The following is a 13,238-nucleotide window of genomic DNA, read 5'->3' on the forward strand; positions in this document are numbered from 1 at the left end:
TTTTCGGATGATTGATATCATATATGTCCTTAATCTTAGGTTAATTATTGATATGACCATAGATTGATATGTAAATCATTAGATCTGTGTACTCAGGAGTTGTTGTGAATAAAAGTTTGATTGTTAATGTAACGGCATTGTTATGTACGTTAATTGGTTATTTTATTGGTAGTCATATTGTATTTACTGTAGGTATTTTCGCATTGTCAGGAGCGGTAACTAACTGGCTAGCAATACATATGTTATTTGAGAAAGTACCCGGTCTTTACGGTTCAGGGGTTATTCCTGCAAGGTTTGAAGACTTTAAGCTTGCCATCAAACACTTGATGATGGAGCAGTTTTTTACTGAAGAAAATATCAACCGCTTTTTAAGTTCTGGTAATGAAAAGTCACCTGCAGGCATTGATTTATCTCCTATTATTAACAAAGTTGACTTATCTCCAGCTTTCGATAACTTGATTAAAGTTATCGAAAATTCATCGTTTGGATCTATGTTAGCTATGGTAGGTGGAAGCGAAGTGTTACAGCCATTACGCGAACCTTTTATTGCAGAAATGAAGACAACGATGAGTGATATTGCTCAAAGTGAAGACTTTAGCGCTATTTTAAATGAAGAGCTTGCACAGTCAGGCTTGTCAGACGATATGCGTGACAAAGTGAGCGATATTATTGAAAAGCGTTTAAATGAATTAACACCACAGTTAGTTAAAACCATGGTGCAAGATATGATCAAACAGCATTTAGGTTGGTTAGTTGTATGGGGCGGTGTTTTCGGCGGTATTATTGGCCTAGTTGCTGCAATATCTAACATGTATTAATAATTTAAGCTTAAAAATAGTATTAATTTAGGTGAAATAATCTTGTGGTTATTTTGCCTTTTTATTTACAACTTTATCTTTCAAAGAAATAGTCATTATTCACTGAATTTTAGTTAATTTATTTGTATCGTTATTATTATACCAAAAGTTGGTCATTTTTTATCTCTTCCTCTTTAATTTCTATGCCTTTATAGGTATGCTTGCCTTCTAATTTTTTGGGATAATTCCTAGCTAATTTATAATAGTATAATTTAGTTATTTCCCACTACTTGTAAAGAAGGTAATACAAGCCATGTTTGGTCGTTTAGAAGCTTTGCCAGCAGATCCTATTTTAGGTTTATCTATTAAGTATCGTGCTGATGAAAATCCGCTAAAAATTGATTTGGGTGTAGGTGTTTATAAGAACGAAGCTGGTGACACCACCATTTTAAATTGCGTTAAAAAAGCTGAAAAATTCCGTTTAGAAAACGAGCTAACAAAAACTTATATTGGCGGCACAGGTTCTGCGTTATTTAACGAAAGAATGACAGCGCTTATTTTTGGTGACCATAAAGTTATCAACGAAAACCGTGTTAAAACTGTATCTACTCCAGGTGGAACAGGTGCTTTACGTGTAGCGGGTGAATTTATTGCGCGTTGCAAGAAAGACGCAAAAATTTGGTTATCAAACCCAACTTGGGCAAACCACAAAGGTGTGTTTACTGAGTCTGGTTTAGATATTCAAGAATACCCATATTACGATTACGAAAACAAAACATTAGATTTTGACGCTATGTTAAACGCGTTAAAAAATGTATCAGCAGACGATTTCGTATTGTTACATGCTTGTTGTCATAACCCATCAGGTATGGATTTATCACAAGAGCAATGGCAACAAGTAGCACAAGTTGCTAAAGATGTTGGCTTTACTCCATTAATTGATATGGCTTATCAAGGTTTTGGTGACGGCTTAGAAGAAGATGCTTACGGCGTTCGTTTAATGGCAGACACAGTTGATAACATGATTTTATGTAGCTCATGTTCTAAAAACTTTGGTTTATACCGTGAACGTATTGGTGCTTGTACTGTTATTGGTGAAACGCCAGCAACAACTGAAATTGCATTATCAGTAGTTTTAGGTGTAGCACGTACTATCTACTCTATGCCTCCTGCACACGGTGCTGCAATTGTTGAAACCATTTTAGGTTCTGAAGAATTAACACAAGAATGGTTTGTTGAATTAGCAGAAATGCGTAATCGCATTAACGGCAACCGTAAAGTTATTGTTGATAAGTTAATTGAAAAAGGCGTAACAAGAGATTTTAGCTTTATTGCTAACCAAAAAGGTATGTTCTCTTTCCTAGGTATTACTCCAGCGCAAGTACAACAACTACAAGATGAATATAGTGTTTACATGGTGGGTTCTAGCCGTATGAGCATTGCAGGTATTTCACCTAGTAATGTTGATTACTTAGCAGAGTCTATCGCTAAAGTTTTATAATCAATTTGATATAAAACAGGTAGATATAAAAGCGAAACAATTAATTTTGTTTCGCTTTTTTGTATTCATACCTGTTTCAAATAGAGTTAGTTGCTTTACGTTTTATAAAACAAAATCACCATTTTCATTCAATGCTATTTCTTGTGCTTCAATAATCGCATCAGCATTTAATGGTCCGTAAATATGAGGGTATAAACTTCCTGCTGCGGGTTCCCATTTTATTTCCTCGGTAACCTTACTTGTATCTACTACCAAAATAAGTGGCTTTATCGTGTCTTTATAATATTTATTGGCAACTCGAGTTAACTGTTCTCTAGGAGAAGCATGAATAAAACCTTCTAATTCAATAGAATCTCTTATTAAAAAACCTTGTTTCAAAGATTGGTTATATTCTTGTTCAGACGAAAGTAAATATATATTAGGGTCAGTTATTTCTGTTTTTGTAACCATGAAAATTCCTAGTAGGCGAATTAAGCTAATCATCAATCACAGATGAGTGCGAGTCAGACACAGATCATATCTCTTTGAACATAGGTAAACCATAAAGCGCTCACTTATTTTGTGATTTTTTCACAGTTATAACGAACAATTGATATGGGAAAATGTATTGATTTTCGGTATAGTTCGCACATAGAAACGGTGATTTATAATCCGTAAATAATTAAACAGTATTAGTAAGGTGTCGTGTGACTACTCCAGGTAATTTATTCATTCTTTCTGCGCCAAGTGGAGCAGGAAAATCAAGTTTGATCAGTGCATTATTAAAACAAGCATCACCAAGACCTATGCAAGTTTCGGTATCTCATACGACACGTGATCCGCGTCCGGGTGAAATAAATGGTCAACATTACCACTTTGTTTCTAAAGCAGAATTTGAAGCTCTTATTGATAAAAACTCTTTTTATGAACATGCTGAAGTGTTTGGTAACTACTATGGTACATCTTCGGTAGCGATTGACGAACAGTTGGCACAAGGCATTGATGTGTTACTTGATATAGATTGGCAAGGCGCTCAGCAAGTACGTATGAAAAAACCAAGTGTTACAACTATCTTTATTTGTCCGCCATCTAAAGCTGAACTAGAAAAGCGTTTACAAGGTCGAGGTCAAGACAGCCAAGAGATCATCGATGGCCGAATGGCTCAAGCTCAGTCTGAATGTTCACACTACCAAGAGTTTGATTACATCATAGTGAATGATGACTTTGATCAAGCATTAATCGACTTAACAACCATTGTTGATAATCAACGTTTAAAACGTAGCCAACAAGTGATCACACATCAAACACTTTTTGATAACTTATTATCTGATTAATTTGTGCTTTTGAACCATTAAATCGCGCTAATCCCCTTGCTTAATCAGGTGATGATCGGGTAGACTAGCGCACTATTTTTTATATTTTAATTGTTGGAGTGACCAAATGGCTCGCGTAACTGTTGAAGATGCCGTAAATAAAGTCGGTAATCGTTTTGATTTGGTGCTTATTGCATCACGTCGTGCTCGTCAAATTGCAACGGGCGGTAAAGAACCTTTGGTTGATATCGAGAATGACAAACCAACAGTATTAGCTTTACGTGAAATTGAAGCGGGATTAATTACTACTGCAGTAATGGATCACTCTGATCATCACGAACAAGTACAGCAAGAATCTGCTGAATTAGCGGCTGTAGCTGCAATTGTGGGTAGTGCTAATACCTAATTTTCACCTAGTGAAAATAAAGTAATAACATACCACTAAAAACGCGTAATAAATTGTTCTCAATGATTACGCGTTTTTTTATGCTTAAATTTCAGCTTTCAGTAACTAAAACGTTGGCTTTAGCGATAATTCAACGTATTCTTATTTTATGGGACACAAAGGCGAATAAAACATCTTTTCTTAAGTACATTTAATTATATATAGTTAAAATTAAATGCTTTCAGTATTTCAAATGTTTCTCCCTTTGTGTTATTCGTATTTATATTAAATTAATTTATCTGTTTAGGGCGTTTTTGAGTGTACCTTTTTGAACCATTAAAAGATCTAGCAGCAACTTATTTATCAGAAGAACATATTGAGCTGCTTAAACAAGCCTACATTGTCGCAAGAGATGCGCATGAGGGACAAATGCGTTCAAGTGGTGAACCTTACATCACCCATCCTGTTGCTGTAGCAATTAATTTAGCCAAAATGAATTTAGACCATGAAACCCTCATGGCTGCTTTATTACATGATGTTATTGAAGATACTAGTGCAACTAAACAAGATCTTGCTGATCTCTTTGGTGATACTGTTGCTGAACTCGTTGAAGGTGTTAGTAAACTTGATAAATTAAAGTTTGATAACAAAGAACAAATGCAGGCGGAAAATTTCCGTAAAATGATCTTGGCAATGGTACAAGACATTCGCGTTATTCTTATTAAGCTTGCCGATCGCACTCACAATATGCGTACGTTAGAGTCACTTCGACCTGACAAACGCCGACGTATTGCACGTGAAACGCTAGAGATTTACGTACCTTTGGCAAATCGATTGGGTATTCATGATATTAAAAACGAGCTTGAGTCACTAGGCTTTGAAGCTTTATACCCAATGCGTTCAAGAGCGCTTAAAAGTGCAGTTAAACAAGCGCGCGGTAATCGAAAAGAAATTATCAATAATATCCTTGAAGAAATCGCAGCTCGACTTGAAGAAAGTGGTATTAAGGCTGAAGTTCAAGGTCGTGAAAAACACCTTTATTCTATTTATCAAAAAATGTTAAACAAAGAGCTGTCATTCAATGAAGTGATGGACGTTTATGCATTCCGCGTTATTGTAAATAAAATTGACGATTGCTACCGAACTTTAGGCGCGGTGCATAACTTATTTAAGCCTGTAGAAACACGCTTTAAAGATTATATCGCTATTCCTAAAACCAACGGTTATCAATCATTACATACTGCGCTTATTGGTCCACATGGGATTCCTGTAGAGATTCAAATTCGAACAGGCGATATGGATGAAATGGCAGACAAAGGTGTTGCTGCTCATTGGATATATAAAAAATCAGGTGACGATAAAGGCACTACTGCACAAATGAAAGCACGTCGTTGGATGCAGAGTTTAATTGAACTTCAGCAAAGCGCGGGTAGCTCATTTGAATTTATCGAAAACGTAAAGTCTGATTTATTCCCAGAAGAAATCTACGTATTTACGCCAGATGGCCGTATTATCGAATTACCTATGGGGGCAACAGCTGTTGACTTCGCTTATGCAGTTCATACAGATGTTGGTAACTCATGTGTTGGCGTTAAGGTTGATCGTAAACCGCATCCATTAAGTCGTCCATTAGACTCTGGGCAAAAAATTGAGGTTATTACCTCAAAAGCTGCACGCCCTAATGCAACGTGGTTGAATTTTGTTGTTACTTCGAAAGCACGATTACAAATTAGAACCTACTTACGCTCTAAAGAACAAAACGATTCAGAAGCTTTAGGTTTACGCTTGTTAAGCCATGCTTTAGGTAAAAAAGACTTACTGGATATTCCAGAAGAAGTTGTTCAACAAGTTATTAAAGATAGTGGTCATAAAACTTTCCAAGAATTACTCATCAGTATTGGTTTAGGTAACACGCTAAGTATTGTTGTGGCGCGTCGTCTAACGAATGAATTTACTGAAGAAAGCGAATTAATTGTTAATGAAAACCTGAATGGAAATACTCATGCTGTAACAACTTCACCTAAAACTAAGATGCCAATTAAAGGCACAGAAGGTATGGTGGTAGCTTACGGTAAATGTTGTCGACCTATTCCAGGTGATGCTATTTTAGCTTACTTAAGTCCAGGTAAAGGACTGATAATTCATCAGCAAGGCTGTAGAAATATTAAAGGTCATGAACAAGGCAGCGTATTCCCAGTAAAATGGGATTCAGAAATTGATAGAGATTTTATTGCTAAACTGCGTATTGAAATTATTAATCATCAGGGCGCACTTGCAGCATTAACCAATGTTATTGCACGAAGAGGTTCTAACGTACATTCCCTTAATTCTGGAGAAAAAGAATCTGGAATTTACGCTATCGATATGGAAATTACCTGTCGAGATCGCATACATTTAGCCGACATTATCCGTAAAATTAAAGTTATGGTTGATGTACAAAAGGTTATTCGTAACAAATAAATTTTAAAAATCATTGTCAGGGGCATGGTTATAATAATCATGGCCCTAATTGTTATTCATTAAATAAACGTATTAATAACTCGTACTAACACACGTAATAATACATTAGATAGAGAAGTAGATTATGAAAACTATTATAAATACAGATGCAGCACCAAGCGCAATTGGTACATACAGCCAAGCCGTTAAAGTTAACAATACTGTTTATTTATCAGGCCAAATCCCATTAGTTCCTGAAACTATGACGGTTATTGAAGGCGGATTTGCTGAGCAAGCACATCAAGTATTTAAAAACCTAGTAGCTGTTTGTGAAGCTGCCGGTGGCGAGTTAAATGACATGGTTAAAGTGAACATTTTCTTACAAGACCTAGAAAATTTTGCCATAGTTAACGAAGTAATGAGCGAATACTTTACTGCACCTTACCCAGCTCGTGCTGCAGTACAAGTAGCAAGATTACCAAAAGATGTAGACATTGAGATTGATGGTATTATGGAATTACCAAGCACAAACTAAACACTACTTTAACGGATGAGTTTAAAGTATTTAATTATCGACATTTATGAGCCAGTAGTATGACACCAGAAAGACATCAACGTATTTTAGCCTTGTTAGACAAAAGGCAGCCAGATCTAACTGTATGTATGGAAGGCGTACATAAAACCCATAATTTAGCTGCGGTAGTACGAACTGCCGATGCCATTGGGATAAGCGATGTACATGCTGTTTGGAAAAGCGATAAAATGCGTGTGTCAGGTGGTAGTGCTGTTGGTAGTCAAAACTGGGTAGATGTTCACGGCCATCGAAATACTAAAGACGCGATAGCTGAGTTAAAGAAACAAAACATGCAGGTGTTAGTAACGAACTTATCTGACACCGCAGTAGATTACCGCGAAATTGATTACACCAAACCTACAGCGATTATTCTAGGGCAAGAGAAGTTTGGTGCATCACCAGAAGCACTCGAACTCGCAGATCAAGATATTGTTATACCTATGGTTGGCATGGTGCAATCATTAAACGTTTCAGTAGCTAATGCCGTGGTTTTATATGAAGCGCAACGCCAACGCCAGTTAGCAGGACTTTACGATAAACCTCGATTATCAGAAGAGCGTCGCCAACGAGTATTATTTGAAGGCGGACACCCTATTTTTGCTGAAGCTTGTAAACGTAAAGGGTTGCCTTACCCACAAATTGATGAAGAAGGACAAATAGTCGCTTCTGAAGATTGGTGGCAAAAAATGCAAATGACAAAAGACGCATGGCAAAACATCGACGATTAATGTTAAACAGCACCCCTCAGGACGCTAGCTTATGAGTCAAGTTCGCCTTGGTATAAATAATCTAGCGCATACTCCTATTACCGTTCTAAAAGGTGTAGGGCCAGGTTTAGCGTCGAAATTAGAAAAATTAGGACTCGAATCTCTTCAAGATTTGCTCTTCCATCTACCTCTGCGTTATGAAGACCGGACACGAATTACTGCAATCCGTGATCTTATGGTAGGAACTCACACCAATATTATTGGTGAAATAACCGCTAATCAAATCGTACAAGGTAAACGTCGTATGCTCATGGTAACTTTGAGCGACGGCACAGGCGTAATCAATCTACGCTTTTTCCACTTCTCTGCTAGTCAAAAAAATAGCTTAGCAGTAGGTACAAGCATTCGGTGCTATGGTGAAATTAGTCGTGGTGCACGCAGCTTTGAGATTGTTCATCCAGAATATAAACCGCTAGACAATGATGTAGCCTTAACACCCGTTGAAGAAACCTTAACGCCTGTTTATCCAACAACAGATGGCGTAAGGCAAATTTCTCTAAGGAACTTAACAGAACAAGCCTTAATTCGATTAGAGCGCGGTCAAGTTGAAGAGTTGTTACCCGCTGAGTTTATCGACTCACCGTATACCCTTACCGAAGCATTAAAAACATTACATAGACCACCACCTGACGCCTCAACAACACAAATTGAAGAAGGCAAACATCCAGCACAAATACGCTTAATTAAAGAAGAGCTTATTGCTCATAACCTAAGCATGCTCAAATTAAGGCAATCGGTTGATAAAGAAGATGCCTTCTCTTTAACGATTAACGAAAGCTTAAATACAAAGTTTTTAGAAAACTTACCGTTTAGCCCCACCAATGCGCAAGCACGAGTGGTTAAAGAAATACGTAAAGATTTAGCTGGCGATACTCCTATGATGCGTTTAGTACAAGGTGATGTAGGTTCAGGTAAAACATTAGTTGCAGCACTAGCTGCACTTACCGCCCTTGGTGAAGGTTTTCAAGTAGCATTAATGGCTCCAACCGAAATATTAGCCGAACAGCATGCCATCAATTTTGAAAAATGGTTTGCGCCCCTTGATATTTCTGTGGGTTGGCTGGTAGGTAAAACAAAAGCTAAAGCACGTAGAATCGCTCTTGAGAATATAGCTAATGGCAATATGCAACTAGTGATAGGTACTCATGCACTTTTCCAAGAAAGTGTAGAGTTTAAAAACCTTGTACTTATTATTATTGATGAACAGCACAAGTTTGGTGTTCATCAACGCTTATCGTTACGTGAAAAAGGTGCATTCGACAATAAGTACCCACATCAATTGATAATGACGGCAACACCAATCCCAAGAACATTGGCGATGACAGCGTATGCAGATCTCGACACTTCGGTGATTGATGAGTTGCCACCTGGAAGAACACCTATTACTACTATTGCACTACCTGATTTACGGCGCGACGCAGTCATAGAGCGGATCCGCCAAGGTTGTACCGAAGATAATCGACAAGCTTATTGGGTCTGCACCCTTATTGAAGAGTCAGAAGTACTCCAGTGCCAAGCAGCAGAAGATACTGCGTTGTATTTACAAGAACAGCTTCCGGAATTGAAAATTGGTTTAGTACATGGCCGAATGAAAGCTGCTGAAAAACAAGCAGTTATGGATGAGTTTAAAGATGGGAATCTACACTTATTAGTCGCTACAACAGTAATTGAAGTTGGTGTAGACGTACCTAATTCTAGCTTGATGGTGATCGAGAACCCTGAACGTTTAGGCTTAGCTCAACTTCATCAATTAAGAGGTCGAGTAGGGCGAGGATCTGTTGCTTCTCATTGCGTACTTATGTACAAAACACCGTTATCAAAAACAGCAACTAAGCGCTTAGCTGTATTACGTGAAAGTAATGATGGCTTTGTTATTGCGGAAAAAGATCTGCAAATACGTGGTCCAGGTGAACTTTTAGGTACTAGACAAACGGGCTTAGCTGAGTTAAAAATAGCTGATCTTGTTAGAGATGCTGACTTAATTCCAACCATACAGCAACATGCTTACTTACTTTGGAATAAATACCCTGACCAAGCAGCCTTACTTATTAATCGATGGTTAGCAAATAAAGAGAAGTATTCCAATGCTTAACGGGTGTAGAGATATAATTAAGGAACCCATTTGAAAAAGAATATGTTTTATATAGCCAGCCTTTTAATGCTTGGATTACTGGCTGGTTGTAGTGCTACTACATCATCAAAAAGTGATGAAATTAATTTAAATCGCTCACTTAATTGGTTAACGATCAATAAACATCGTGAAGGTGTGCAACAAACAGCATCAGGACTGCAATACAAAATCTTAAAAGAAGCTTCAGGTTGTCAACCAAGCAGATCCACAACGGTGACTGTTAACTACGACATGCGTGTTGCTACAACGAATGAAGTGGTAGATCAAAATTATCAACGCCACTCACCCGCAAAGCTTCCATTGTCAAAAGTAATTAAAGGTTGGCAAGAAGGCGTAGCATTAATGCGCGTAGGAGAAATTTGGGAATTTTATATTCCACCTGAACTTGCCTACGGAGAAAAAAGTTCAGGACCTTCGATTCGGCCAAATACTGCACTTACATCAAAAATTTGGTTGTTAGGTGCAAAGCATTGCCAAAAATAAAATTGTATAAATAACTTAACTCAAACTCGAGTCAGTTACTCAAATAAGGAAATATTTTCATGTACACGTTATTTCAGAAATCTAACCAAAAAGTTTACTTATTACTTTGTCTTGTTGTTGCGTTAATAACCAGCAGCGTTACTTTTTCAGCAACAGCTAGCGATTTACAAGTTGGCGATAAAGCGCCAAATTTTAACTTACAAGCAACAACGGGTGACTTCTACAACCTGAAAGATTTTTTGGGTAAAACCAATGTTGTGCTTGCTTGGTACCCTATGGCAAATACTCGCGGTTGTACTATTGAATGTAAATCGTTAGTAGAAAAAGGGCATCTAGTTAGAGAATATGATGTTGAATACTTTATGGCGAGTGTTGACCCACTAGACAAAAACCGTGATTTTGCTGAAAAAACTAACGCTGACTTTCCTATGTTAAGTGATCCTACAAAAGCCGCTGCCAAAGCTTATGACGTAGTAAATTTTATGGGTGTTGCTAGCCGAGTCACTTTTTATATAGGTAAAGACGGCACTATCTTAAAGATTGATCACGATATCAACCCTGAAACTGCTGCTGAAGATATGGCTGCTAACTTAAAAAAACTTAATGTAAGAAAACGTGGCAAAGCCAAATAAGAAAGGCCCAACAAAAACAGTCAATATTTTTTGTGCTAAATGCCGCAGCCAGTTGTTTAAATATCGTAAAGGCGGCACAGGTAGTTTAGTTAAGTGTTTTAAAGAGCGCATCACTCAAGATTTTACTAATGAGAGTTGCGTTTGCCCTACCTGTAACTCTACTTTCGCTAGAGAAACATTGATACGAGGTGTACCCGCGTTTAAAATTATTGGAGGAAAAGTAAGTGTTAAATAAAACGATTATTTATCTTTAATAATCTTACGTCGTTCTTCTTCATATTCTTCGTACGGTTTAGTATTAGCTTGCTCTACACATTGTTCCTTTTCAACACCGACTTTTGTATCACAATATGTTTTCACTTGTAATTTTGTATGGTTGTAAAGTTGTTTAGAAGTGCAGGCGGATAACATTATAAGTAAGCTAACCGATATAAATTTAGACATCATTTTTAATCCTTCTGTTAAGTTATTTCTGCCAATGCTATTACAAACTAACTAATATTTCATTCGATGGCATAAGTCCTTCAAGGTGCAATTAAATATAACTTTATCTATAACAGGTTAACTAACCTGAACTCGGTTTAAGATGTTTTTAATTCATTGAAATTATTACTAATAAAATTTAAATCATACTCTAGCTTGATAGTTTTTCTTTCTTCAAGGCAAATTTCGCGTTAATAGCTAGTCTATTACAAGTAAATTTAACGATGAAGCAAGTAAAAGTAGCTGTTAGAGAATAATATGTTAAGTCGAGCTCAGGTTAACTATTAATAATTAGGTAAAAGTGAGTTAAACTAAGGTTAATTATTGCTACAAGCGAATTTAAGATGTCACTTCAAGATCAAGACAATCAAGATAACAGTACTCACTTTGGTTACCAAACAGTAGATAAAAGTGAAAAAGAATCTAAAGTTGCGGGAGTATTTCATTCCGTAGCCGCCCAATATGATGTGATGAACGATTTAATGTCGTTTGGTATTCATCGTTTGTGGAAGCGATTTACCATAGATGCTAGTGGTGTACGCCCAGGTAACAAAGTACTTGATTTAGCTGGCGGTACGGGTGATTTAACAGCAAAGTTCTCGCAACTTGTTGGTAAAGACGGACAAGTTGTTTTAGCTGACATTAACAGTTCAATGTTGAATGTTGGTCGCGATAAATTACGTGATCGTGGTTTAGTGCAAAACATTGAATATGTGCAAGCTAACGCACAGCACCTACCTTTTGAAGACAATACTTTCGATATTATTACCATAGCATTCGGTTTACGTAATGTAACAGACAAAGATGAAGCGCTTCGCTCTATGTATCGTGTGCTTAAGCCTGGCGGTCGTTTATTAGTATTAGAATTTTCAAAACCAGAACAAGAACTTATTAGCAAAGCTTACGACTTTTACTCGTTTAATATTTTACCAAAAATGGGTGAGCTAGTAGCTAAAGATGGCGATAGTTATCAATATTTAGCTGAGTCTATTCGTATGCATCCTGATCAAGAAACATTAAAAGACATGATGGATAACGCAGGCTTCGAGCAGACCACTTATAAAAATCTAACAGGCGGTGTTGTTGCATTGCACAAAGGTTATAAATTTTAGTGGCAAATAATATAACAATGCATCAACAGCTCTTATGCTCGATGCTTGAAGCTATTATTAATAAAGCTTTGAGCTTAAGTTTAAATGGCACTCAAGGCTTGTATGCATTGGAACAAAAAAACTTAGTGGTTCATTTAGCTGAGTTGGGGTTTCCATTAAGTTTTATTGTAAGTAACAGTAAGGTCTTAGTCACCTCGTTAAGTGAAAATCCTGATTGCGCTATTCACACGAGTATTAAAACTTTAGTTGCTTTAAAAAATGAGCATCAGCTGACAGATTTGATCAAACAAGACAAACTCGACATTGTTGGCGATATTAAAGTCGCACAGCATTTCGCGAGTGTCGCTGAAACCTTAAATATTGATTGGCAAAGCGAGCTAGCCAAACATATTGGCGATATACCTACTTATAAATTAACCCAATTCAGTAAGAAAGTGGCAGATAAGTTAGGCTTCGCAGCAAAGCAAATCCAAGCGGATTCAAGCGAATGGTTAGTGCACGAAAAGCGTTTAGTGGTAACAAGCAGTCAAATAGCGGCATTTAATTTACAAGTTAGTGAGTTAGATATTCGTACCGAAACATTAGCGGATAGATTTCTAGCGGTTGAAAAAGCGTTATTGTCCAAAGCTAATAAATAGTCTA

14 protein-coding genes are annotated in these 13,238 nt (G+C 37.0%); 13 read left to right on the forward strand and 1 reads right to left on the reverse strand.

Translation table 11 applies throughout. The features are described 5' to 3' along the window. The first annotated feature begins 104 nt into the window (after positions 1-104). Together Q5N69_RS02985 and Q5N69_RS02990 are read left to right on the forward strand one after the other, a co-directional pair. On the forward strand, positions 105-818 hold the full coding sequence (locus tag Q5N69_RS02985; protein ID WP_304367366.1) for a DUF445 domain-containing protein: 714 nt from the start codon (positions 105-107) through the stop codon (positions 816-818). A 292-nt stretch (positions 819-1,110) separates the two neighbouring features. After that, positions 1,111-2,298, forward strand: coding sequence for an amino acid aminotransferase (locus Q5N69_RS02990; RefSeq protein WP_304367367.1), 1,188 nt, complete (start codon positions 1,111-1,113; stop codon positions 2,296-2,298). Positions 2,299-2,400: 102 nt separating this feature from the next. On the opposite strand, the gene Q5N69_RS02995 is transcribed toward Q5N69_RS02990, so the two are convergent. Continuing rightward, entirely contained in the window at positions 2,401-2,748 is a 348-nt protein-coding gene (locus Q5N69_RS02995) for a DUF952 domain-containing protein (RefSeq protein ID WP_304367368.1), read from the reverse strand. 236 nt (positions 2,749-2,984) lie between these two features. Between Q5N69_RS02995 and gmk the strand changes: the two genes are divergently transcribed. The 11 genes from gmk (at position 2,985) to Q5N69_RS03050 (ending at position 13,234) form a co-directional block, all read left to right on the forward strand. Continuing rightward, the gene (gmk, locus tag Q5N69_RS03000; RefSeq protein WP_304367369.1) at positions 2,985-3,611 is read left to right on the forward strand and encodes a guanylate kinase; all 627 of its coding nucleotides are present in this window, start codon (positions 2,985-2,987) and stop codon (positions 3,609-3,611) included. 106 nt (positions 3,612-3,717) lie between these two features. After that, on the forward strand, positions 3,718-3,996 hold the full coding sequence (gene rpoZ / locus Q5N69_RS03005) for a DNA-directed RNA polymerase subunit omega (RefSeq protein WP_304367370.1): 279 nt from the start codon (positions 3,718-3,720) through the stop codon (positions 3,994-3,996). 297 nt (positions 3,997-4,293) lie between these two features. Continuing rightward, entirely contained in the window at positions 4,294-6,435 is a 2,142-nt protein-coding gene (spoT, locus tag Q5N69_RS03010) for a bifunctional GTP diphosphokinase/guanosine-3',5'-bis pyrophosphate 3'-pyrophosphohydrolase (RefSeq protein ID WP_304367371.1), read from the forward strand. A 121-nt stretch (positions 6,436-6,556) separates the two neighbouring features. After that, the gene (locus Q5N69_RS03015; RefSeq protein ID WP_304367578.1) at positions 6,557-6,949 is read left to right on the forward strand and encodes a RidA family protein; all 393 of its coding nucleotides are present in this window, start codon (positions 6,557-6,559) and stop codon (positions 6,947-6,949) included. Between the two features lie 59 nt (positions 6,950-7,008). Next, positions 7,009-7,716: a tRNA (guanosine(18)-2'-O)-methyltransferase TrmH gene (gene trmH, locus Q5N69_RS03020; RefSeq protein WP_304367372.1), complete on the forward strand. Its 708-nt coding sequence runs from the start codon at positions 7,009-7,011 to the stop codon at positions 7,714-7,716. Positions 7,717-7,768: 52 nt separating this feature from the next. Then, positions 7,769-9,847: an ATP-dependent DNA helicase RecG gene (recG, locus tag Q5N69_RS03025; RefSeq protein ID WP_304367579.1), complete on the forward strand. Its 2,079-nt coding sequence runs from the start codon at positions 7,769-7,771 to the stop codon at positions 9,845-9,847. A gap of 30 nt (positions 9,848-9,877) precedes the next feature. Continuing rightward, the gene (locus Q5N69_RS03030) at positions 9,878-10,369 is read left to right on the forward strand and encodes an FKBP-type peptidyl-prolyl cis-trans isomerase (protein ID WP_304367373.1); all 492 of its coding nucleotides are present in this window, start codon (positions 9,878-9,880) and stop codon (positions 10,367-10,369) included. A 59-nt stretch (positions 10,370-10,428) separates the two neighbouring features. Beyond that, positions 10,429-11,001, forward strand: coding sequence for a redoxin domain-containing protein (locus Q5N69_RS03035; RefSeq protein WP_304367374.1), 573 nt, complete (start codon positions 10,429-10,431; stop codon positions 10,999-11,001). Further along, positions 10,985-11,236, forward strand: a complete 252-nt coding sequence (locus Q5N69_RS03040; RefSeq protein WP_304367375.1) for a hypothetical protein — start codon at positions 10,985-10,987, stop codon at positions 11,234-11,236. Before Q5N69_RS03035 ends, Q5N69_RS03040 begins: the two co-directional genes overlap by 17 nt. Before the next feature lie 592 nt (positions 11,237-11,828). Further along, on the forward strand, positions 11,829-12,596 hold the full coding sequence (ubiE, locus tag Q5N69_RS03045) for a bifunctional demethylmenaquinone methyltransferase/2-methoxy-6-polyprenyl-1,4-benzoquinol methylase UbiE (protein WP_304367376.1): 768 nt from the start codon (positions 11,829-11,831) through the stop codon (positions 12,594-12,596). Beyond that, on the forward strand, positions 12,596-13,234 hold the full coding sequence (locus Q5N69_RS03050; protein ID WP_304367377.1) for an SCP2 domain-containing protein: 639 nt from the start codon (positions 12,596-12,598) through the stop codon (positions 13,232-13,234). The genes ubiE and Q5N69_RS03050 overlap by 1 nt, the downstream gene beginning before the upstream one ends. The last annotated feature ends 4 nt before the right edge of the window (positions 13,235-13,238 follow it).

It is taken from the genome of Pseudocolwellia sp. AS88 (assembly GCF_030551755.1).
Classification (GTDB): Bacteria; Pseudomonadota; Gammaproteobacteria; order Enterobacterales; family Alteromonadaceae; genus Pseudocolwellia.